23 protein-coding genes, 1 tRNA gene and 1 pseudogene are annotated in these 19,525 nt (G+C 68.1%); 17 read left to right on the plus strand and 8 right to left on the minus strand.

What is annotated here, in order from left to right; all coding sequences use genetic code 11:
* Positions 1-93: 93 nt before the first annotated feature.
* Complete coding sequence (dcd, locus tag AB0C69_RS07890) at positions 94-669, minus strand: dCTP deaminase (protein WP_353831939.1); 576 nt, start codon at positions 667-669, stop codon at positions 94-96.
* Between the two features lie 82 nt (positions 670-751).
* Here dcd and AB0C69_RS07895 point away from each other — a divergent pair.
* Positions 752-825 (plus strand) — tRNA-Gly (locus AB0C69_RS07895).
* An 804-nt stretch (positions 826-1,629) separates the two neighbouring features.
* Here AB0C69_RS07895 and AB0C69_RS07900 read toward each other — a convergent pair.
* Positions 1,630-2,142 (minus strand): ArsI/CadI family heavy metal resistance metalloenzyme, encoded by a 513-nt coding sequence (locus tag AB0C69_RS07900; protein ID WP_360351178.1) that lies wholly within the window; start codon positions 2,140-2,142, stop codon positions 1,630-1,632.
* A gap of 139 nt (positions 2,143-2,281) precedes the next feature.
* On the opposite strand from AB0C69_RS07900, the gene AB0C69_RS07905 reads away from it, so the two are divergent.
* The 8 genes from AB0C69_RS07905 to AB0C69_RS07940 all read left to right on the plus strand — a co-directional run bounded on the left by AB0C69_RS07905 (position 2,282) and on the right by AB0C69_RS07940 (position 9,058).
* On the plus strand, positions 2,282-2,659 hold the full coding sequence (locus tag AB0C69_RS07905) for a metalloregulator ArsR/SmtB family transcription factor (RefSeq protein WP_360351181.1): 378 nt from the start codon (positions 2,282-2,284) through the stop codon (positions 2,657-2,659).
* 38 nt (positions 2,660-2,697) lie between these two features.
* Complete coding sequence (arsB, locus tag AB0C69_RS07910) at positions 2,698-3,774, plus strand: ACR3 family arsenite efflux transporter (protein WP_360351236.1); 1,077 nt, start codon at positions 2,698-2,700, stop codon at positions 3,772-3,774.
* The gene (locus AB0C69_RS07915; RefSeq protein WP_353831941.1) at positions 3,771-4,190 is read left to right on the plus strand and encodes an arsenate reductase ArsC; all 420 of its coding nucleotides are present in this window, start codon (positions 3,771-3,773) and stop codon (positions 4,188-4,190) included. Before arsB ends, AB0C69_RS07915 begins: the two co-directional genes overlap by 4 nt.
* Before the next feature lie 63 nt (positions 4,191-4,253).
* A complete protein-coding gene (locus AB0C69_RS07920; RefSeq protein WP_360351184.1) occupies positions 4,254-4,604 on the plus strand; it encodes a metalloregulator ArsR/SmtB family transcription factor in 351 nt (116 codons plus the stop codon).
* A complete protein-coding gene (locus AB0C69_RS07925; RefSeq protein WP_360351187.1) occupies positions 4,604-5,362 on the plus strand; it encodes a methyltransferase domain-containing protein in 759 nt (252 codons plus the stop codon). Before AB0C69_RS07920 ends, AB0C69_RS07925 begins: the two co-directional genes overlap by 1 nt.
* Positions 5,363-5,832: 470 nt before the next feature.
* Positions 5,833-6,417 (plus strand): Uma2 family endonuclease, encoded by a 585-nt coding sequence (locus AB0C69_RS07930; protein ID WP_360351190.1) that lies wholly within the window; start codon positions 5,833-5,835, stop codon positions 6,415-6,417.
* A gap of 538 nt (positions 6,418-6,955) precedes the next feature.
* Positions 6,956-7,405: a hypothetical protein gene (locus AB0C69_RS07935; RefSeq protein ID WP_360351193.1), complete on the plus strand. Its 450-nt coding sequence runs from the start codon at positions 6,956-6,958 to the stop codon at positions 7,403-7,405.
* Between the two features lie 450 nt (positions 7,406-7,855).
* Positions 7,856-9,058 (plus strand): cation:proton antiporter, encoded by a 1,203-nt coding sequence (locus AB0C69_RS07940; RefSeq protein ID WP_360351196.1) that lies wholly within the window; start codon positions 7,856-7,858, stop codon positions 9,056-9,058.
* Between the two features lie 266 nt (positions 9,059-9,324).
* Here the strand turns inward: AB0C69_RS07940 and AB0C69_RS07945 are convergent, their stop codons facing one another.
* On the minus strand, positions 9,325-10,059 hold the full coding sequence (locus AB0C69_RS07945; protein ID WP_360351199.1) for a class I SAM-dependent methyltransferase: 735 nt from the start codon (positions 10,057-10,059) through the stop codon (positions 9,325-9,327).
* A 580-nt stretch (positions 10,060-10,639) separates the two neighbouring features.
* On the opposite strand from AB0C69_RS07945, the gene AB0C69_RS07950 reads away from it, so the two are divergent.
* The 4 genes from AB0C69_RS07950 to AB0C69_RS07965 all read left to right on the plus strand — a co-directional run bounded on the left by AB0C69_RS07950 (position 10,640) and on the right by AB0C69_RS07965 (position 13,128).
* Entirely contained in the window at positions 10,640-11,422 is a 783-nt protein-coding gene (locus AB0C69_RS07950) for an alpha/beta hydrolase (RefSeq protein WP_360351202.1), read from the plus strand.
* A gap of 228 nt (positions 11,423-11,650) precedes the next feature.
* Positions 11,651-12,208 carry a dihydrofolate reductase family protein gene (locus AB0C69_RS07955; protein WP_360351205.1) on the plus strand — a complete coding sequence of 186 codons (558 nt, stop codon included), beginning with the start codon at positions 11,651-11,653 and terminating at the stop codon, positions 12,206-12,208.
* Between the two features lie 117 nt (positions 12,209-12,325).
* On the plus strand, positions 12,326-12,679 hold the full coding sequence (locus tag AB0C69_RS07960; protein WP_360351208.1) for a hypothetical protein: 354 nt from the start codon (positions 12,326-12,328) through the stop codon (positions 12,677-12,679).
* Positions 12,676-13,128: a MerR family transcriptional regulator gene (locus AB0C69_RS07965; protein WP_353831950.1), complete on the plus strand. Its 453-nt coding sequence runs from the start codon at positions 12,676-12,678 to the stop codon at positions 13,126-13,128. The genes AB0C69_RS07960 and AB0C69_RS07965 overlap by 4 nt, the downstream gene beginning before the upstream one ends.
* Positions 13,129-13,167: 39 nt before the next feature.
* Here AB0C69_RS07965 and AB0C69_RS07970 read toward each other — a convergent pair whose 3' ends face one another.
* Positions 13,168-13,692 carry a hypothetical protein gene (locus tag AB0C69_RS07970; RefSeq protein ID WP_360351212.1) on the minus strand — a complete coding sequence of 175 codons (525 nt, stop codon included), beginning with the start codon at positions 13,690-13,692 and terminating at the stop codon, positions 13,168-13,170.
* Positions 13,693-13,937: 245 nt separating this feature from the next.
* On the opposite strand from AB0C69_RS07970, the gene AB0C69_RS07975 reads away from it, so the two are divergent.
* Both AB0C69_RS07975 and AB0C69_RS07980 read left to right on the plus strand, forming a co-directional pair.
* Positions 13,938-14,408 (plus strand): nuclear transport factor 2 family protein, encoded by a 471-nt coding sequence (locus tag AB0C69_RS07975; protein ID WP_360351215.1) that lies wholly within the window; start codon positions 13,938-13,940, stop codon positions 14,406-14,408.
* A 255-nt stretch (positions 14,409-14,663) separates the two neighbouring features.
* Complete coding sequence (locus AB0C69_RS07980) at positions 14,664-15,242, plus strand: dihydrofolate reductase family protein (protein ID WP_360351218.1); 579 nt, start codon at positions 14,664-14,666, stop codon at positions 15,240-15,242.
* On the opposite strand, the gene AB0C69_RS07985 is transcribed toward AB0C69_RS07980, so the two are convergent.
* Positions 15,224-15,934 (minus strand): helix-turn-helix domain-containing protein, encoded by a 711-nt coding sequence (locus AB0C69_RS07985; RefSeq protein WP_360351221.1) that lies wholly within the window; start codon positions 15,932-15,934, stop codon positions 15,224-15,226. The two genes, AB0C69_RS07980 and AB0C69_RS07985, sit on opposite strands and share 19 nt — an antisense overlap.
* Before the next feature lie 333 nt (positions 15,935-16,267).
* On the opposite strand from AB0C69_RS07985, the gene AB0C69_RS07990 reads away from it, so the two are divergent.
* Entirely contained in the window at positions 16,268-16,411 is a 144-nt protein-coding gene (locus AB0C69_RS07990) for a hypothetical protein (RefSeq protein WP_360351224.1), read from the plus strand.
* Positions 16,412-16,731: 320 nt separating this feature from the next.
* Here the strand turns inward: AB0C69_RS07990 and AB0C69_RS07995 are convergent, their stop codons facing one another.
* Positions 16,732-17,643 (minus strand): hypothetical protein, encoded by a 912-nt coding sequence (locus AB0C69_RS07995; RefSeq protein ID WP_360351227.1) that lies wholly within the window; start codon positions 17,641-17,643, stop codon positions 16,732-16,734.
* 290 nt (positions 17,644-17,933) lie between these two features.
* On the opposite strand from AB0C69_RS07995, the gene AB0C69_RS08000 reads away from it, so the two are divergent.
* Positions 17,934-18,527: a pyridoxamine 5'-phosphate oxidase family protein gene (locus AB0C69_RS08000; RefSeq protein WP_360351230.1), complete on the plus strand. Its 594-nt coding sequence runs from the start codon at positions 17,934-17,936 to the stop codon at positions 18,525-18,527.
* A 210-nt stretch (positions 18,528-18,737) separates the two neighbouring features.
* Here the strand turns inward: AB0C69_RS08000 and AB0C69_RS08005 are convergent, their stop codons facing one another.
* On the minus strand, positions 18,738-19,004 hold the full coding sequence (locus AB0C69_RS08005) for a hypothetical protein (RefSeq protein ID WP_360351233.1): 267 nt from the start codon (positions 19,002-19,004) through the stop codon (positions 18,738-18,740).
* Positions 19,005-19,304: 300 nt separating this feature from the next.
* Positions 19,305-19,525, minus strand: a pseudogene (locus AB0C69_RS08010) (hypothetical protein); the annotation flags it as partial.

The following is a 19,525-nucleotide window of genomic DNA, read 5'->3' on the forward strand; positions in this document are numbered from 1 at the left end:
CAGACGCCATGCCTGTGCGTCGCCCGAAACTACCCGTCCAGAGAACATGTTTCATCTTTTGGTGACTTCCGTCACGCCCGGGTAACGAACTGACTACACTTTCGTGCGGTGAAAGTTCTGGTACGACCGCGACGGCGTCGGCCCCCGCTGGTCCTGGTACCGCGACCCGTACTTCGCCGACCCGTAGGGGTACTCCGCCGGCGAGCTCGTCCGGAACAGGCACATCTGCCCGATCTTCATCCCCGGCCACAACTTGATCGGCAGCGTCGCCACGTTCGACAGCTCCAGCGTCACGTGCCCGTTGAACCCCGGATCGATCCACCCCGCGGTCGAGTGCGTGAGCAGCCCCAGCCGCCCCAGCGAGCTCTTCCCCTCCAGCCGCGCCGCGAGGTCCTCGGGAAGCCCGAACACCTCGTACGTCGAGGCCAGCACGAACTCCCCGGGATGCAGCACGAACGCCTCATCGGCCTCGACCTCCACCAGTCGCGTCAGATCCGGCTGCTCCACAGCGGGATCGATGTGCGGATAGCGGTGGTTCTCGAACACCCGGAAGTACCGGTCCAGCCGCACGTCCACACTGGACGGCTGAACCATGACCGGCTCGAACGGGTCGATCTTCACTCGCCCGGACTCGAGTTCGGCCCTGATGTCGCGATCGGAGAGCAGCACCCCAGAAAGCTATCCCACGCCACACCCCCACCGACGATCCGGTACAGTAACCAGGGCACGGGCACCCCCAAGGCAGCCCGACGCGGGTGTAGTTCAATGGTAGAACTTCAGCTTCCCAAGCTGACAGCGCGGGTTCGATTCCCGTCACCCGCTCCACACAGAAGGCCCAGGCAGGGACACGATCCCGCCCCTGGGCCTTGATCGTTTCTGGCACAGAACGCCGCCGTGCAATTAGGTCACCGGCCTCGGGCATCGGCTGCCTCGTCGCTACCTTGCGTCTGCTCTGCCTGGACGAGCGCGTCGACTCCGCTTGCGATGGTCTGATCGGTCTGGCGGACTCTCGCCAAGTCTGCCCAGCGCCCAGGAGCGGGAGAAGGCAATTGCGGACCGGGAGGCGAAATCCACTCCCGGCGCAATCAGCGGACTTCCGCGGGAGTCAACTGCCGAGAGGGTGGGAAGCGCAGCGGCCTTAACGATGACACCGGCCTTAGATGCATTACCCCGGCCGAGACCTTGCGAGCCCTGCTCAACGTGAAGGGTTAGTCACCCAACACCTGAGGTCAGCCCTGCGCACTGGGCATGCGGCCCGTTCCGCCGCGCCGCGCCGCGTCGCCCGTCCGCCCACCCGAACGCGCCCTACTTAACGAGCGAGATCACAACTGCCACGATGCTGGCAGTCGCCATGTACAAGGTCCGACGAGCCAGCTTGTGTTCCGACTCAATCGTCCGGGCGTTCTCTCGTCTGTTCAGCTCGTCGACGTAGTAAGCAGTGCCGACCGAAGTATTTCCCACCTACTGATCAGGTTCCTTGATCAGTTCTTCGTCAGAGCATGCGCGGAGCTGGGCAATAGTGCGAACCATGGCGAAAAAGGCCGATGAACTACAGCGGTCCCCCCGAGGACGAGAAGAGGCCGCGCGCGGATCGAGCACGCGACCCCTGTGCGGTCGTTGGGCGGTTGATCAGGTGCAGGCGCAACCGGACGCGGCCTTGGCCTCAGCGGGGGTCTGAGTGGGGTCAAGGGCCTGCTCGTCGGGGGTGCAGCATGCCGAGGTGCCGCAGCAGGTGTCGCCGTCCGTCGAGTCGGCTGCGCTCTTGCCGAGGGTGTCAGCGTCGGCCTTGACCGTGTAGACCTCCCACGGTTCGCCGCCGGGACCATGAACCCAGACCTTGTCCTGCAGCGCGTAGCAGCAGGAAGTGTCGTTCTCCTCCAGGGTCACGAGTCCGGCGTCCGTCAGACGCTTGGCCGCGTCGCTGACGAGCCCGGAGTCCTCGACCTCGACGCCGAGGTGATCCATACGGGTCGGCTCGCCGCCCTCGCCTTCGATCAGGACGAGCTTGAGCGGCGGCTCGGTGATGGCGAAGTTGGCGTAGCCGGGCCGGAGCTTGGCCGGCTCGGTGCCGAACAGCTTGGAGTAGAAGGCGATCGAGCCTTCCAGGTCGGACACGCGCAAAGCGAGCTGGACGCGGGACATGCGGTTCCTCCTCGTGTCATGGGCGGTGTCGGCCGGTCGCCGGTCGGCAGGGTGCCCCATGGACGTTGCTTAGATGTCCGTCTAAGCAGCCGATGGCCCGAGTTTGCATCCGTGCGTAGATGGATGTCAAATTAGAGCTATGTCTAAGCAGCAGTTGCCGATCTTGAATCCTGTCGACACCGAGGGGGCGTGCTGCGCGCCCCTGGTCTGCGAGCCCTTGAGTGAGGCTGAGGCGGCCGAGCTGACGCCGCTGTTCAAGGCGATCGCCGACCCGGTCCGGTTGCGCCTGCTGTCGCTGATCGCCTGCCACGAGGGCGGCGAGGCGTGCGTCTGCGACCTGACCGCCGCCTTCGAGCTCACGGCGCCGACGATCAGCCATCACCTGAAGGTGCTCAAGCAGGCCGGATTGATCGACTCCGAGCGGCGCGGGACGTGGGTCTACTACTGGCTCAACCCCGGCGTCCTGGAGCGGCTGTCGGCGATTCTCGGGCCGCGCGTCACCGCGGCTGTTTCGTGACCGGCACCGGACCGGACGTCCAGGCCGCACCCACCGGAATGCAGCCCGCTGCCCCCCAGCCTGCGGACGCCGTAGCGGCCCGCCTGTCGGTGCTGGACCGGTTCCTGCCGGTGTGGATCGGCGCGGCCATGGCGCTCGGCCTGCTCGCCGGCCGCGCCGTCCCGGGCCTGAATGATGCGCTGGAGTCGGTGAAGGTCGACGGGATCTCCCTGCCGATCGCGCTCGGCCTGCTGGTGATGATGTACCCGGTGCTGGCCAAGGTCCGCTATGACCGGCTCGGCGCCGTGACCGCAGACCGGCGCCTGTTGATCCCGTCGCTGGTGGCGAACTGGGTGATCGGTCCGGCGGTCATGTTCGCCCTGGCGTGGATCTTCCTGCCCGACCTGCCGCAGTACCGCACCGGACTGATCATCGTCGGGCTGGCCCGCTGTATCGCCATGGTGATCATCTGGAACGACCTGGCGTGCGGGGACCGGGAGGCCGCCGCTGTCCTGGTCGCGCTCAACTCGGTCTTCCAGGTGATCGCGTTCGCCGGGCTCGGCTGGTTCTACCTGCGGATCCTGCCCGGATGGCTCGGCCTGGACCAGGCGGAACTGGACGTCTCGGCGTGGGATATCGCCCGCAGCGTGCTCATCTTCCTCGGCGTCCCGCTGGTCGCCGGGTACCTGTCGCGCCGTCTCGGCGAGCGCACGCGGGGCCGGGCCTGGTACGAGGAGCGGTTCCTGCCGCGCATCGGCCCGGCCGCGCTGTACGGGCTGCTGTTCACCATCGTCGTCCTGTTCGCCCTCCAGGGCGACGCGATCACCTCCCGGCCCTGGGACGTCGCCCGGATCGCGCTGCCGCTCCTGATCTACTTCGCGGTCATGTGGGCCGGAGCGTTCGCGCTCGGCCGCGCCGCCGGTCTCGGCTACCCCCGCACCGCGACGCTGGCGTTCACGGCCGCGGGCAACAACTTCGAGCTGGCCATTGCGGTGGCGATCGCCACGTTCGGTGTCACCTCCGGTCAGGCCCTCGCCGGAGTCGTCGGCCCCCTCATCGAGGTCCCCGTTCTGGTGGGCCTGGTCTACGTCTCGCTGGCGCTGCGCCGCCGCCTCACCCCGCAGGAGACCCCATGACCCAGGCCGCCGAGGTGCCCGAGGTGCTGTTCGTGTGCGTCCACAACGCCGGACGCTCCCAGATGGCCGCCGCCCTGCTCGATCACCACGCCGCCGGACGGGTCCGCGTCCGCTCGGCCGGGTCCGCACCTGCCGACGAGATCAACCCCGCCGTCCGCGCGGTGATGGCCGAACTCGGCCTGGACCTGTCCAAGGAGTTCCCCAAGCCCCTCACCGGCGAAGCCGTCCAGACCGCCGACGTGGTCATCACCATGGGATGCGGCGACGTCTGCCCCGTGTTCCCCGGCAAGCGCTACCTCGACTGGCAGCTTGACGACCCCGCAGGCCAGCCGATCGACAACGTCCGGCCCATCCGCGACGAGATCGACGCCCGCGTCCGCGCCCTGCTCGCCGAACTCCTGCCCGCCGACGCCTGACCGCCCCCGGCACCGGTCACCGGTCTTCCCTACGTCCAATTCATCGTCTATCGTCGATGAACGATGAATGAGGGGAATGGGCCGCTCGACCGGCCGACCGCCACCGAGTACGCGTCATGGTTCAAGGCACTCGCCGACCCCACGCGCGTCCAGATCGTGTCCCTGCTCGCCCGGCAGGGACGGCCGATGAACGTCGGAGAAATCGTCGACGCCGTCCACGTCGGGCAGTCGACGGTGTCCGCGCACCTCAAGGTGCTGGCCGATGTCCGGTTCGTGCTGGTCGACCAGCACGGCACCTCCCGCTTCTACCGGATCAACACCGCGTGCGTGGAGTGCTTCCCCACCGCCGCCGACCTGGTCATGGGACGCCCCGCACCGGCCGCGCCTAGTTGCCCACCCGAAGGAGACGAGTGATGCCCGAGGCCCACACCACCGGCACGCCCACTACCGACGAGATCGTTGCCCGCTACTCGGGCCTCGCTCGAGCCGCCCTCGCCGGCGCCACCCCGCACGACGGAGGCGACAGCGACGAGGACGGCGAATCCTGCTTCGGCGCCGCCGCCTACCAGGCCGAGGACCAGGTCCCCGAGGCCGCTCTACGCGCGAGCCTGGGATGCGGCAACCCCCTCGCCGTCGCCGAGCTGAACCCCGGTGAGACCGTGCTCGACCTCGGTTCAGGCGGCGGCCTGGACGTGCTGTTGTCGGCCCGTCGCGTGGGCCCGACCGGAACCGCCTACGGCCTGGACGCCAGCGACGACATGCTCACCCTCGCCCGCGCCAACGCCGCCCAGGCCGGAGCCGACAACGCCCACTTCTTGCGCGGCCACATCGACGACATCCCGCTACCAGCCGGAAGCGTGGACGTGGTGATCTCCAACTGCGTCATCAACCTCGCCACCGACAAGGCTCGCGTTCTCGCTGAAGCCTTCCGCGTCCTGCGTCCCGGCGGCCGATTCGGCGTCAGCGACATCATCGCCGAGCCCGGCCTCGACCCCGACGAGCGCGCCGCCGCAGAGCAGCGCATCGGATGTGCCGCCTCCACCCTCACCGCCGAGGAGTACCGCCGCGAGCTGCATGCCGCCGGGTTCACCGGCATCACCATCACCACCACTGCCGACACTGGGGACGGGCTACACGCCGCCATCGTCCAGGCCGCCAAGCCCGCCGGCTAGCCCGTCACCGTTCGGATCAAGGCGACGTGGCGCAGGTCAGCGGCCGCGGCGGCGGGCCATTAACCAGGGTGATCGAGGGGCACTCACAGTCACTTGCGGTACGGCGCTACGCCAGGTCAGGGGCACCAAGAGGCAGGGTCGGGACTATTCCCAAACTGACAGCGCGGATTCGATTCCCGTCACCCGCTCCACCCAGAAGGCCCAGCCCAGGGACATGATCCCCGTCCCTGGGCCTTGATCGTTTCGCCTCAGAACGCCGCCGGGCAATTAAACGTGCAGTTAGGCCACCGGCACCAGAGGCCGTCCCCGCCACCGTCTCACCCCTCATGGCCAGCCTCCTTCCCGCCCCTGGGCGAAGGCGAAGCCCGAGACTGGCGCCGGGGCAGCTGCCACGGCGAAGCCTTGGGGAGATGTGCCGAAGGTACTCTGGGTGAGTATCCGTACCGACCCGACCGGAGGCACCAGGAGCCATGCCCGCGATGACGCTCCCCTTGCCGTCCGGTGACACCTGGACCCGGGCGGACTACGAGGCGCTGCCCGAAGACCTTCCAGTACGCGTGAGCCTCATCCACGGAGAACTTGTCGTGAGCCCACGGCCCCGCCCGATCCACCAGCGCATCGCGCGGCGCCTGGCGACCCGCATCGAAGACGCTGCTCCCGACGCGTGGCAGGTGGACACGGATGTGGATGTGCTCCTGGACGACGACGAGGTAGAACCGGTCGAGATCGCCCCTGACATCGTCGTGTACTCGACCGAGCACGACCCCTATGACCGTCCCATCCTTGCCGAGTCGGTCACCCTCGTCGCCGAGGTCGTATCCCCGTCGACCAAGCGTAAGGACCGGCGGATGCAACCGGCCTTGTACGCCGGAGCCGGCATCAGGCACTACTGGCGCGTGGAGATCGACCAGACCGCACCAGCGTTCGCGGTCTACACCTATGAGCTGGACGACTCCACCGGCGCATACGTCGCCACCGGCGTGCACCACGACCGGATCAACTCGACTCAGCCCTTCGCCCTCGACATCGACCTCAAGTCCGTTCGCGAACGCTGACATCGTGTAGCGCGTGGCAGCCAGGACAGCCGCTTGGGCGAGCGATGATCGCTGCCGAGCGGCTTCCAATGCTCGGGCCGTGACCGGTCCAGCGCTCCGGGCCTGCTTGCCCTCGAATGAGTCGAGTGCTGTCGTTGCGATGAGGACGAGGCGCGTAGGTCAGCAGCTGCGGGGACGGGCCATTAGCGGGCCATTAACCAGGGTGATCAAGAGGCTTCACGGTCACCTGCGGTTCGAGCGGAAGCAAGGCCAGCGGCCCTGACGGCCGGGACCGATTTGGACCCAAGCTGACAGCACCAGCTTCCATGACCTGCCCTCAGCCGCCACGATCCAAAGCCGCACAACCTAGTGGTCCAGTCAGCCAAAGCCTGAGTTCAGCCTTGCGCGCCGGGGCCGGATGAGAAGTTTCTTAACGTCTTCAAGGGGCCCGCTCCGCGGTCGCTGGCGGCGCCCACCTCGGCGCGTCGGGCATGCGGCCTGTTCCGTGCGGTCCCGTCTCGCGGCCCGGCCACGGCTGGCTAACTCTACAGTTGGTGCCATGAGCTTCACTAGGGGATCGGAGGCTTACCAGGTGGTCGGCAGAGATGACCCCCGACCGGGATGGATTAGTCGGCTCGTCACGGAGTTGAGCACGCTTCTGCAGGAACAGATTACGCTTGCGGAGCCTTTGGATAAGTGTTTGCTGGACGACGAGGGGTTCTCGTTCTCCTGCCCTATCCGTAGTGCGCCCCCACAAGGCAAAGGCTTCCAGTTGTGCTGGGAAGGAGTGCTGGGGATGGAGCCCATCAACGGGGAGCCTCACACGAGCGTTTCGCTCTTCCTCTACAGCAGGAACCGGCGCCTCGGGATGATGGACCATACGCATGGCAGCGTTTTGGAGATCGAGTACAAGGGTTCGCTGGAACATGGCGGGCGATGGGGGACTCCCACATGGTTCCCGGACGAGTTCGGTGAGTACCTCGCGTACGACTCGTACAGCGATCGGTGAACGAGGACCAAGCGCGGCCCGGGTCAGGGGATGGATAAGGACGATCTGGACAGTGCCGATCTTGCTTGTAAGCAGGGTCTCGCGCCGTCCGGGCCTCAAACGGAGTACGCCTGGGTAGCGGTTTCGGGGTCGCAGGCGCTTGGTCTGGGCTCAACGGCGCACGCGGGAGATGCCGGCGCTGGAGATGTTCACGGCACCGCAGCCGGTTGGGAGCGGTCGGTGGCTGGCCCTGAGGCCGGTCGTCACTATGACTCGCCACCTCGGATCCAGGTTTCGGGGTCTCCGCGCAAGTTCTGCCGCTACTCCGTTTAGTCGCGGCCAAGTTTCGGATCGTCACGGGTACTGGTGTGGTCACTGGGCACAGGAATCGCCAAGTCCACAGCGCGGGATTTGCGACCGCGGCGGGGCCGGGCAGGGTCTCCGCTGGTGGACGCGAGGCCAAGGGGCGCCATGACAACCGATCAGATCCTTTTCGGGCTGGGGCTGACCGTCGCACTCGCGGTCGGCTCCCAGCTCTTGGCGAGCTGGTTGCGCATCCCTGCTCTGATCGTCCTGCTCCCGACCGGTTTCGTCGCGGGTGCGCTGACCGATGACATCGATCCCCATCGGCTGCTAGGAGCGACCTTCGAGCCCTTGGTGTCACTGTCGGTCGCGCTGATCCTTTACGACTCCGGTCTGGGACTGGACATGCGGAAGCTCAGGGGAGATACCCGTCGCATCGTGGTCAGGCTGATCGTGCTCGGTGTGCCCCTCACGATGGCCTGCGCCGCGCTGCTCGCGGTGCCGCTGCTCGGTATGTCGGCAGGCGCGGCGGTAATGCTGGGGGCCATTCTGGTCGTCTCCGGTCCGACGGTGGTGGGCCCGCTGCTCGGCTTCGTCCGGCCCGCGGAGCGGGTAGGGCGAATCCTTCTGTGGGAGGGTTCACTGGTCGATCCGATCGGCGGCATCCTGGGCGCGGTGGTGTTCGGCGGCGTGGTTCAACGGGCCCGTCTAGGCTCCGGCGAGCACGTGCTGCAGTTCCTTCTCAGCATCGGAGTCGGCCTGGGCGGCGGCGTGATCGGGGCAGGATTGCTGTGGCTGCTGATGCGACGGCTCCGGTTCGGCGAGGTACTCGCCAGCACCGCGCAACTCGCCGCCGTGGTCGTCGTGGCGGCCGCCTGCGACATCGCTCGCGACGACGCCGGTCTGCTGGCGGCGATCATCATGGGACTGGCGGTGGCCAACCTGAGGAGTTTCGACCTCCCCGAACACAGGCCCGTTTCCGAAATGCTCGTCCAGCTGATCATCGGCCTGCTCTTCATCTCCATCTCGGCCACGATCACACCACGGTCGGTCGCCGAGGTGGCGCTCCCAGCCCTGGGGCTGGTCGCCGCCCTGGTCTTGATCGTCAGACCCCTCCTGGCCTACCTGTCCACGCGTGGAACGGACCTGACGACCGGCGAGTGGTGCTTCATCGGCTGGATGGACCCGCGCGGCATAGTCGCAGCCGCCACCGCCTCGACATTCTCCGTCCAACTCGCCGCGCAGGGGATCGGCGGCGCCGCCAAGATCCTGCCCGTCGCCTTCCTGGTGATCGTCGCAACGGTGACCTTGTACGGCCTGACCGCGACCCCGGTGGCCCGCCGGCTCCACGTCGTCCGCGCCGCGAGTTGAAGCAGGAGATCCTGATCTTTGCCACACCCTGCGGGACGGCTGCCCTAACGGCCTCAAACCCTGGGGCTGCTCCACCCCCTGGACCCCTGGGAGCCGCGGCGCTCGGAGCGTCGCGCACACGTGCGGTATGTGCCGTCGAGGACGCCCACAACCCAGGTCCGGCACGGGTGCCGTGCCATTAGTTCCGCCATCATTCCCAAGCTGACAGGGCGGGTTCGATTTCCGTCACCGCTCCACAGTCCCCAGGTCACGATGCTGCGGTGCCTTCAGGGGGTGGCTGGTTTGCGGGCGGTGAGCAGGCGGGTCGGGACCCACGGACTGCCCCACCACACGCGCCAGCCGAGGCCGCGCACGCGGATGTCCTGGGCGTTCAGCCGGGCCAGCACCGCGGCGTACTCGCGGGGAGTCCGCGCCAGGTCGGCGATCAGCAGGCGGCCGCCCGGCCGCAGCACCCGGTACGCCTCGGTGATCGCTTGGGCGCGGGCGTCCGCGCTGAAGATGGTGTGCACCGTCAGGCTGGACACGACCAGGTCGAAGCTTCCCTCCGCGTATGGGAGTTTGCGCAGGTCACCCCCTTGTACATGGACGCGGTCGGCGAGCCCCTCGGCCTGGGCGTTGCGCAGGGTCGCCGCCGGGGTGTTACCGGACTGGTGCAGGCCGCGCCACAGGTCCACGCCGACCGCCCGGCCCTGCGGGAGGCGCCGGGCTGCGGCCAACAGGACGGCGCCGCGTCCGCAGCCGAGGTCGAGCAGCCGTTCGTCGCCACGCAGGTCCAGCTCGTCCAGCACGTCCCGCCAGACCAGGAACTTGCCGCGCAGGGTGGCGTGCAGGCTCAGGGCCAGGCACCCCGCCAGCAGCGTGCCGGAGACCAGCGCGGGCAGCGCGGCGGCCAGATCGGCGGTGATCGCCATCACCAGCCCGGTCACCCAGAACCCCAACACCACCAAGCCCACGAAGCCGAATCCGTAGGGCGCATCCATCCCGTACCGCGCGCCAGGCATACCCGCCACTTTGTCATGAACCGGCCGCTCGGGGGGTGGCTACAAAGCACTGGCTCACCGCCGACCAGATCGCCGCCGAGTATCCGCTCCGACACCCCGGTGACGCCGACCCGGTCTTCATACGCGACGGCGACGTGTGGACGAGCGCTGGGCTGATTGTCACCGCGACAAACCGGCCCGTCCCATTGAGGGACGGGCCGGTTCGGGGCGCAGCCCTGCCCCTGGTCAGGGCCGGGTGAGAAAATCAAGCGTCTCCGCGTGCGAGAAGCGGTCGCGGAGCCGCGCGTAGTCGTACACCTGGATGCCGAGGTCGTGGGCCTCCCTGATCTCTTTCGCGGAGGGTGTGAAGGCCTGCGACTCTCGGTTGGGACTGCTTTCGCGGCCGTTATTTCTCAGCACTCACCGTGCGCCCAACCACCGTTGCGCCAACCAATCGTGCGCGAAGCCGGGCTCCCTAGCCCCCGCAGGCTGAGGTCATGCCTGCGCGAAGCTCTCTGTCACGCCCCCGAGGCCTGGCCGTCTCGTGGGACTTAAACGGTTAGATAAATGGCGGCGTATGGTCTGGCGGGGAGGGGTATTCGTGGCGGACGTGCAGGCGACGGTGTGGGGAGATGGTGCGGCCTCAGCGGTCTTCGTTCACGGGATCTTCAGTTGGGGCGCCGACGAGGTGTACGGCTTCGGCAATCAGCGGCCGCTGGAGGATGAGTTCCAGCTGGTCATGATGGATCGGCGCGGTCACGGGGCGAGCCCGGACATCGAGGGTAGCGACTATGAGGTGGACGCGGACGACATCACCGCCCTGCTCGGCGACGGGGCCCATCTGGTGGCCCACTCCTATGGCGGTGCGGGCGCGATGCTGGCCGCCGCACGCCGACCTGACCTGGTGCGGTCGCTGACGTTGATCCAACCCGGCACCCTGCGTCCCGCGGCCGGGCATCCGGTGGTGGACGAGGCACTGGAACGCGCTCGCGCCAGCACTGCGGGGCTGCCACCGGAGATGACCCCGGAGGAGTACCTGCGGGCGGCCACCGAGGGCATCGGGATGCCCGTGCCGGAGGCCACGCCGGAACGCCTCCGGGCGGTGCGCGCCGCGATGCGCGAGCGGCCTTGCTGGGACGCCGACATCCCGCTGGACCAGCTCGCCGCCGCGCCGTGGCCCAAGCTGGTGATCTCGGGTACCTGGGAGGACGCCCCCGAGCTCTACCGCCGGTATGCGGGCGAGCCGCTGATCGCCGCCGCGGAGTTCGTCTCCGACCGGATCGGCGCCCGGTACCTGAAGGTGCCCGGCTATTACCCGCAGGTACAACAGCCCAGCACGGTCAACGACGCACTGCGCGACCTTTGGCGGTGCGGGCCGGGGTAAGAGGACGGTTGTTGCCTGCGGAGCCTCACAACGTCACCTTCTTCACCTGCGGAAACCCCTCCGTCGTCGCCGTGGACGAAAGCGTGAGAGGTTTCCACGCCCGGAGCGCGATGAGTCCTGGTGGGACCGGCGGTCTGAGTGTGTGAATGGTCGGCCACTGAACACGAGCGAACCGAGCGGTGGACGCTGAGAACGTCCCGGCGCGGAAGAAGCACATGGAGACACCGGATGCGCAAGTTGATTCTGTCTTTCTACATCTCACTCGACGGCAAGAGCGCTGACGGGGACAACGGGATCAGGGACGTCATGACGAGCATCGACGACCCCGAGCAGGAGAAGTACTTCGTCAGCCGGCTGTGGGAGGCCGGGGCCTTCCTCATGGGCCGCACCACCTACGAGATCATGGCCGGATACTGGCCCGGCTCCGACCACCCCTCCGCCCAGGCCATGAACGAGATTCCCAAGGTCGTGTTCTCCCGCACCCTGGAGTCGGCCGACGACTGGCCCGAGACCCGGATCGCCGGCGGTGACACGGCGGAAGAGATCGCCAAGCTCAAGGCCGAGCCCGGCAAGGACCTCGTCGCCGCCGGCGGCACCGCGTTCCTGCACTCCCTGATCAAACTCGGCGTGGTCGACGAGTACCGGCTGTGGGTGCTGCCCGCCGCCACCGGCAAGGGCGCTCCGCTGTTCCCCGAGCTGGAGCGGCCCGCGAACCTGCGCCTGCTGAAGAGCACGGCCTTCCCGTCCGGCACCCTCGAACTGGTGTACGCGGCAGCCGACAAGTAGGGCCCAGCAGGCGACGCTCAGTCACCTCATAGGGGTTGCATCCTGTACCTGGATACAGGCTTACCGTCGAGGTGTGGCCCCCGCCGGGGCAGCAATCACCGTGATGAGGGAGCTGGGATGCCCGATTCTGAAGTGCCGATCGTGTGCACACTGTCGCCGAACAAGATGGTGGATCGGCTGGCAGAGTTCGAGTCGCTGTTCGCCGAGTCACTGACCGGTGTGGAACGTGAGCCGCTGCGGTTGCGCCTGACGTTCGACGCCGACCAGGCGCGCGAGGCGCAACTCCGCGAAGTGTTCGAGGCCGAACAGCAGTGCTGCGGGTTCCTGGTGTTCACGTTCGAGCGCACTGGGGCTGGTCTGAGGGTGGAGGTGACTGCGCCACAGGGGGCGGAGCTGACGCTGGACGGGATGCAGGCCTTGGCCGAGCGCACCGCTCCGCCGGAAGTCGTGGCAGTGGGCTGGACGGGATGAGCGGGCAGTACGAGGGACTGCGATCCGGCCAGGTCGCCGAGGCGGCCGGGGTGAACCTGCAGACCCTGCGCTACTACGAGCGGCGCGGCCTGCTGGCCGAGCCCGAGCGGACCTTGGGCGGGCATCGGCTCTATCCCGCCGAGGCCGTCACGGTCCTGCGGGTGATCAAGACCGCGCAACGGCTCGGATTCAGCCTGGACGAGGTCGCCGAATTGCTGGAGGCGGCCCAGCACCGGCACGGGCGACGCGACGGCGGCCTGAGGGAGCGGGCGCGGCTCAAGGTGATCGAGGTCGAGGAGCGTATGGCCGACCTTGAGGTCATCCGTTCGGCTCTGCACGAGGCGATCAATGCTGGGTGCGACGACCTGATGACGTGCGCCGACCAGCCATGCTGCCCGTTGCCGTTCGCGGAACTCGTCCGGCCCGGGCCCGAAGGGGATCGCCCGTGAAGTCCGAGTTCAGGACAGCCGCCTGAGTGGTGGCGCAGTTCAGGAGCTGGACGCCGTCCGGGGGACGATCGTGGTCGACTCGAACGGGTGCGGCCAGGGGGCGCCGAGGGCCGTCCACCACCTCAGGTAAGGCACGCCCAGCACCGACGGTTGACCGCCCTCGTCGCTCCAGGTCTCCGACACCTCGTCGAGGGCGGACGGCTCCGCGCCGAACAGCGCGGCCGCAGCCCGCCGGCTCTCCACCGTGTCGTTGTCCGGGAGGCCATCGCCCTCCTCATCGATCGAGGCGACGTGCACGGCCGCGCCGTCGGGGCCGAGAACCTCGTTGATCACGCCGTGTTCGTCGAAATCGGAGGCCGCGATCGCCCGCACACCCCACTCCGGCAGCAGGTCTCCCACCACCGATGACAATGTCACGCCGAAGTCGGAGAAAACGAAAACCCTCGACCCTTGAGCGGCGACGTCGACGGCCGACTGGTGGGCGGCCGCGAGCGCTAGCGCGAATTCCTCGGAGTCACGCCCGTCCTTCAGGTCGATAACGGCCCAGCCGCTGAATGATGACACCGTTTGACAATATCAATTCCCGGCTGCGGTAGTGCGGAGTGTGCACTTCCTGAGCCGCCGGGGCGGGGCCGATTGCTCGGGGCCGCGCGCCTGAGGCGGAGGCAGCCGGGCCGCCGAAGGAGCGGGCACGGGTAGTTCCTTGACGAATAATTCCTCGGCGAACTACATTGAGGCTCCTGTCCACACTCGTCCATCGGCGGACGTGCGGGCGGCCGACGAAGGCGATCTCTGATGGGAGAAGTCTCATGCCCGACCCCCTGACTCCGCGCGAGGTCTTTCTGAGGCTGGTGCACGGCGTCTGCGAAGAACGCTGGGAGGACGTGATCGAGCTCTACGCCGAGCAGACTCACGTAGAGCACCCTTTCCATCCGCTCGCGGCGCCCCCGCTGCGATCGCCTGAAGAGTTGCGTGCGCACTTTGGGATCGGCGTGCCACCTGGCGCCTACAAAGGGCATGCGCTTCGCCGTCGTCCGGTCGGAATCAATGTTCACGAGACCGCAGATCCCGAGGTCATCGTGGCCGAGTTCCGGTACGAGGGGACTGTGGTGGAGACCGGTCAGCCGTTCGTCATTCCGGCGGTCTTCGTCATGCGGGTCCGCGACGGAAAGATCATCGAATCCCGTGATTACCTGGACCACCTGCGTTCCGCCCGAGCGCGTGGTCAGTTGGGTGATGTCCTCGCCGCCGTCAGGGAGCACCACGGAACGCCGGAGTGAGGGACGTGATCCGCGAACTCGCGGCTTGATCATTCGCAGGGCGAGCGGCGCCGGACACACGTCTCGCCGCCGGGCCGCCGGACTCATATGGGCAGAGAGCCTGGAGTGGCCGTCGCGCCCAGGACCTTCGCGGAGGGGCCGGGGCGTCACACTGTTCCCCAAGGTGAGACCGCTGTCGTTTCCGTCCAAGACGGCCGCCGCGGTCACGAACTAGCGTGGCCCCAGCGACTCATCCGAACATGAGGAGACAACACAATGCGTGACCTGGTCTACACCGGTTTCATGTCGCTCGACGGCGTCGTGGACTCGCCTGGCGGCGGGCCGGGGGAGGAGCACCGCAGCGGCGGATGGGTGTTCAAGGACCTCGAGTTCGTCCCGGAAGCCTGGTCGTTGAAGGGCGACGAGCTCGCCGACACGACGGCGCTGATGTTCGGCCGCCGCAGCTACGAGGCGTTCGCGCAGGTCTGGCCCGGCTCGGAGGACCACGCCGACTACAAGGAACTGCCCAAGTACGTGGTGTCGACCACGCTGTCCGATGACGCCCTCGTCGACGGGTGGGGCCCGACGACGATCCTGCGCTCGACCGAGGACGTCGCCGCGCTCAAGGAGGGCGAAGGGGGCGCGATCTTCATCCACGGGAGCGCGGAGCTGGCCCGGCGGCTGTCGGACGCGGGTCTGGTCGACCAGTACAACCTGCTCGTCTTCCCCGTGCTGCTCGGTGCCGGGAAGAGCCTGTTCGGCCGGGCCGACCGCGACAAGCAGATGCTGGTGCTGCGGGAGTCGGAGAGCTACTCGAACGGGATCCTCAAGCTCGTCTACGACGTCAAGCGCTGATCCAGGTCAAGGGCGATCGCGCCGCCGGCGCCCTCGCGCAGCTGCCCGGCGGTGCGTCCGACGTAGGAGCGCAGCGCCCGGGCCAGGTGCGACTCGTCGAAGTAGCCCAGCTTGGTGACGACGTCGGCCACCGGTTCGCCGAGCGCCAGCAGCTCCGCCGCCCTGCGGGCCCGTTCGATCTGCCGGACGCCGCCCCGCGTCAGCCCGGTCGCGGCGCGGAACCGGCGTTCGACCGTTCGCCCCGAGACGGCCGGGCGGTGACCCCGCAGCACCTCGGCGACGAGCGGGTCACGGACCACGACCCCGGCCCGGACGAGACGTCCGACGAGGTTCTCGGCGTCGTCGGGTCCGGGCGTCTCCCAGCGCCCGCCGTCCAGCCGGAACGTCCGGCGCGTGGTGCCGGGGAGCTCGATGCCGCCGTTGACCAGCGTCGACGTGGGGACGGCCCGCAACGAGGTGCCCACGGCGAACTCGATGCCGGTGAAGGCCGCGCCTTCTGGCACGGGCGCCGTGCCGGTCCGGGTCCCGGGACCGGTGATCCCCGTGTACGCCCGGCCGTCCTGCTCCCAGAACACCAGGCCCCAGCGCACCCCCGCGACTGACGTCATCGTCTGGACCTGCTCATTCACGCAGGTCCAGACGGTGTCGACCCACGGCGAGTCGGACCGGCGCGTCTCAAAGCGCAGCTTCACGGGCGCAGCATACGTCGCGTCGGCACTTCGATCTCCGCCACCCACGCCCCGCGACAACGGCCAGCATCAGCGACGAATCGCTGACGCTGGCCGCTCTCGTTCCTCGCCCACCGGGCCCCGCTACGTGCCCGAGCCCTTCCCCTACGCCGTGCCCGTTCTGGGGCCGCTCGCTTGGGCCCCTACGACAGGCTCTCCGAGCGCGTCCGAGGCCATCTGCACGCTTCCGTGAAGCGACGGACCACGCCGCAGGGGTGCGGAGATCGCGCAAGCGCGGACGGTCTCCTGCGACCTGTAGCAAGAACGCGCAGGTTTATTCGCAAACCAGGAGGGCTTATGTCCGAAAGTGAGGAAGAGCAGAAGGCGCGACTGGAGCGCCTCGCCGAGAGCGACCGGATTTACCGGGAGGTCCTGGCATCGCCAGAGGGCTCCGAGGCGGCGGCCATCGAGGCTTCCGAGGCCATCCTTCCGGAGAACTGAGTCGCGGTCTTCTCGGCCGTAAAGTCGGCGGCCCTCCCCCAAGGGGGGCCGCTCGTCGACACTGACCAGAGCCCCGTCCCGCCTGAGCAGACGCACTGCCCTTGCGGGCGGGGTTCTTTCGTTCGCTGCCCGTCATGCCCGCACGTACCTGAACGCGTGGGCTCCCGCGGCCGGGAAGTCGTGGACGGGATCGCGCGTCGGCCCTTCAGGTCCGGGGCGAAAACGTGAGAGCCCGGCGGGAACCGGGCTCTCGTGTTGCGGTCATCCGGGTGGCGCGGCGACGGAGTCGTCGTGGCGCCACCAGAACAGGTAGGGCAGGATCACTCCTGCCTTGTCGGTGCCTTCGCCTTCTGTGCGGCCTCGGCCGCCTCCGCGTCCAGGCGTGCAGTGATGGCGGACGTGGAGGTGACGATTCCGAAGGCCGCCCACTGGATGGCATCCGGGATCACCGTCGCGACGCCGAACAGACTGAGGAGGACGGGCGCCAGGGCCACGGCCACCATCGGCTGGAGAGCCGGGGCCGTCGCGGCCCAGACCCCCATGCCGCCACGGGTCAGGTAGATGCCTGCCCGCGTCTGCATGACGGCGGCGAGAGCAGTTGCGAACAGCCCCGCGCCCAGCATCGCGACGAGTTCGGTGGGACCCCATGTCCAGGTCCCGACCGGAGTCCCGAGGTACTCGGCCAACGGGAAGCACACCGGGATGACGACCAGCATGCAGATGACGTTGGCCTGTGCGACACCCTGGTCGCGCTTGTCGCCGAGCAGTTTGGCCTGGCTCGGCAGGTTGAAGGGATGCGTCGCCGCGGCGAGTGCGGCACCGATCCCCAGATAGCTGACGCTCTGTACGCCGATCAGGGCGCCGGTCGAGATCAGTACGGCGAGGAAGATCGGGACACGAAGGGCCCGACCCGTCCACGTGGTCATGGGAAGCCCCGCGAGGAGGCTTCCGAGGGCGGTGATGCTGGCGTAGGGGCCCGCACCGATGTGGGCGAACGCGATGGGCCCGCCGATCTTCATCAGCGAGCTGGTCAGCGCGTGCTGGAGCATGCCTTTCCGCTGACGCGGAGTCAGCCTGCGCGGGTCCAGCCCCTGGACGCCGTCTCGTGCGAGCGCGATGGCGACGAGGATGCCGCCGCCGAAGACGGTCATCCCCATCGTCCCCTGGAGAGGGGCCGACAGCACCCGGGTGAACACGAAGCCCACCCCGACGATCACGACCGAGCCCACCATCAGGAAAGCACCCTTCCGGGGGCCCGCAAGGGTGGGCAATTTGGTCCTTCTCATTTGATTCTCCTGGTCCTGGCCTAGCCGGGACAGTCCATGGCCGAGCGAGGCCATGGACTTCCTGGTCGAGAGTCCATGGCCGCTTGGGCCACTTTCTCCCTACAGTCCCCGGCATACCAAGATCAGCAATGTTCGCCGGGTGGACTTCCGAACGCGCGCCGGTCGCTGCTCCGTCCCCTCGTGACAGGGACGACGCCGGGCAAAGGGGAGGATCACCGTGCGGTCATACTCGATCCATGGGAAAGAGTTATGAGCGGATAGACGGCAGGCTGCGCACCTTCATCGAGTCGCAGCACATCTTCTTCACCGCGACGGCGCCGCTGGCCGGCGACGGAACCGTCAACCTTTCGCCCAAGGGGCTCGACGGCTCGTTCGCCGTGCTCGACGAACTCACCGTGGCCTACCTCGATTTCGCCGGCAGCAACGCCGAGACCATCGCCCATCTGCGCGAGAACGGCCGCATCACCCTGATGTGGTGCGCCTTCGACGGCCCGCCCAACATCGTGCGCGTGCACGGCCGCGGGGAGCCGGTCTTCCGCGACGACGCGCGCTGGGCCGAGCTGATGGGCCACTTCCCCGACATCGACCCGACCCTGCACGGCCTGCGAGCGATCATCGTCGTGACCGCCGAGAAGATCCGTGACACCTGCGGATACGGCGTCCCGTTCATGACCTACGAACAGGACCGCCCGCTGCACGCATCGCGTTTCGCGCGCGAGACCGACGAGTCGCTCGACGCTTACTTCCAGAAGAAGGAGCACATCGCGGCCAGCATCGACGGCCTGCCAGGGCTGCCCCTGCCGCTGCCACCGCTTCCCTCGGTCGAGTAGGACGGAGCCGGACGGTCTCCCGGCGATCGCGATGTACACCGAACACCCCGGCGCACGCCCGCGCTGAGCGTGGTGGCCGGGCTTAACGACGAAATGTCCCGGCAGGAGGCGCGAAGCCTCTCCGCCGGGACACCCGGTACGCCCGGTCCGCGGTGATCACGGACCGGAATGGACCATGGGACTACTGGTCCTCAGAGGTCCTCCCGCTGGTCAGGAGACCAGCGAGAGAGCGACGATGACCGCGCCGATGGACAGGAGGATGACCCACCCGTCCTTCTTCACGATCCGACCTGCCGCACCTCCCGCAAGGGCGGCGAGCACGAGCGGGACGAAGGGGATCCCCGAGACCCAGAAGATCGCGGTGGCCGCGACGGCCGGGGCGATGGCCCGCGTGTTCCTCTTGCCCTTCTCGTTCTTCTTCACGCCGTCCCCTGCCAGGAAGCCCAGCAGGATAAGGACGATGAGTGCAACGTTCATGGCGGACTCTTTCGGTTGCAGTTACGCCTCGAAGGCGTCTTCCTTGACGCACGCCCCTAGGACGTGCGTTGGGGAAGACCGTCAGGTTTTCGGCGGTGACGGCAACTGTGACGACCAAACCGGAGGTGAAGTCGCCGGTGGCCGCGCGCCGTCGGGCCAGGGCCTGCGGGGCGCCCCTCGCTCCGGCTGGCCGGGCACCACCTGGTCGATTTCGAGAACTGTGAAAGAACTAGCGGCGCTGGACCACGCGCCTTGCAGGCGCGTCGGCTACTGCGGCGACGGGTCGTGGTGAGCCGGAGATCAGGCGGCGCGGGTTCCCGAGGCGACGAAGAACGGGATGGCGACGAACAGGCGGTCGTCGCGTGCCCTGGCGACCTGGGCGTCGAACCAGGCGCCTTCCCCTCCGATGCCGGCGAGCGCCGGCAGGCACGAGGCCGCCGCCGTGACGGCCGCCCACCCCGATCCCGTCGCGGCGTCGACCAGCGAGTGTGACCGCCCGTTGTACATCGTGCCGTTCCAGA

The sequence above is a fragment of the Actinomadura sp. NPDC048032 genome (genome assembly GCF_040653175.1).
Taxonomy (GTDB): domain Bacteria; phylum Actinomycetota; class Actinomycetes; order Streptosporangiales; family Streptosporangiaceae; genus Spirillospora; species Spirillospora verrucosospora.

Bases quoted from the DNA above. Each gene is read 5' to 3' on its own strand.
- AB0C69_RS07900 (WP_360351178.1), bottom strand. From the start codon at position 2,142: ATGTCCCGCGTCCAGCTCGCTTTGCGCGTGTCCGACCTGGAAGGCTCG.
- AB0C69_RS07905 (WP_360351181.1), top strand. From the start codon at position 2,282: ATGTCTAAGCAGCAGTTGCCGATCTTGAATCCTGTCGACACCGAGGGG.
- arsB (WP_360351236.1), top strand. From the start codon at position 2,698: ATGCAGCCCGCTGCCCCCCAGCCTGCGGACGCCGTAGCGGCCCGCCTG.
- AB0C69_RS07915 (WP_353831941.1), top strand. From the start codon at position 3,771: ATGACCCAGGCCGCCGAGGTGCCCGAGGTGCTGTTCGTGTGCGTCCAC.
- AB0C69_RS07920 (WP_360351184.1), top strand. From the start codon at position 4,254: ATGAATGAGGGGAATGGGCCGCTCGACCGGCCGACCGCCACCGAGTAC.
- AB0C69_RS07925 (WP_360351187.1), top strand. From the start codon at position 4,604: ATGCCCGAGGCCCACACCACCGGCACGCCCACTACCGACGAGATCGTT.
- AB0C69_RS07930 (WP_360351190.1), top strand. From the start codon at position 5,833: ATGCCCGCGATGACGCTCCCCTTGCCGTCCGGTGACACCTGGACCCGG.
- AB0C69_RS07935 (WP_360351193.1), top strand. From the start codon at position 6,956: ATGAGCTTCACTAGGGGATCGGAGGCTTACCAGGTGGTCGGCAGAGAT.
- AB0C69_RS07940 (WP_360351196.1), top strand. From the start codon at position 7,856: ATGACAACCGATCAGATCCTTTTCGGGCTGGGGCTGACCGTCGCACTC.
- AB0C69_RS07945 (WP_360351199.1), bottom strand. From the start codon at position 10,059: ATGCCTGGCGCGCGGTACGGGATGGATGCGCCCTACGGATTCGGCTTC.
- AB0C69_RS07955 (WP_360351205.1), top strand. From the start codon at position 11,651: ATGCGCAAGTTGATTCTGTCTTTCTACATCTCACTCGACGGCAAGAGC.
- AB0C69_RS07960 (WP_360351208.1), top strand. From the start codon at position 12,326: ATGCCCGATTCTGAAGTGCCGATCGTGTGCACACTGTCGCCGAACAAG.
- AB0C69_RS07965 (WP_353831950.1), top strand. From the start codon at position 12,676: ATGAGCGGGCAGTACGAGGGACTGCGATCCGGCCAGGTCGCCGAGGCG.
- AB0C69_RS07975 (WP_360351215.1), top strand. From the start codon at position 13,938: ATGCCCGACCCCCTGACTCCGCGCGAGGTCTTTCTGAGGCTGGTGCAC.
- AB0C69_RS07980 (WP_360351218.1), top strand. From the start codon at position 14,664: ATGCGTGACCTGGTCTACACCGGTTTCATGTCGCTCGACGGCGTCGTG.
- AB0C69_RS07990 (WP_360351224.1), top strand. From the start codon at position 16,268: ATGTCCGAAAGTGAGGAAGAGCAGAAGGCGCGACTGGAGCGCCTCGCC.
- AB0C69_RS07995 (WP_360351227.1), bottom strand. From the start codon at position 17,643: ATGGTGGGCTCGGTCGTGATCGTCGGGGTGGGCTTCGTGTTCACCCGG.
- AB0C69_RS08000 (WP_360351230.1), top strand. From the start codon at position 17,934: ATGGGAAAGAGTTATGAGCGGATAGACGGCAGGCTGCGCACCTTCATC.
- AB0C69_RS08005 (WP_360351233.1), bottom strand. From the start codon at position 19,004: ATGAACGTTGCACTCATCGTCCTTATCCTGCTGGGCTTCCTGGCAGGG.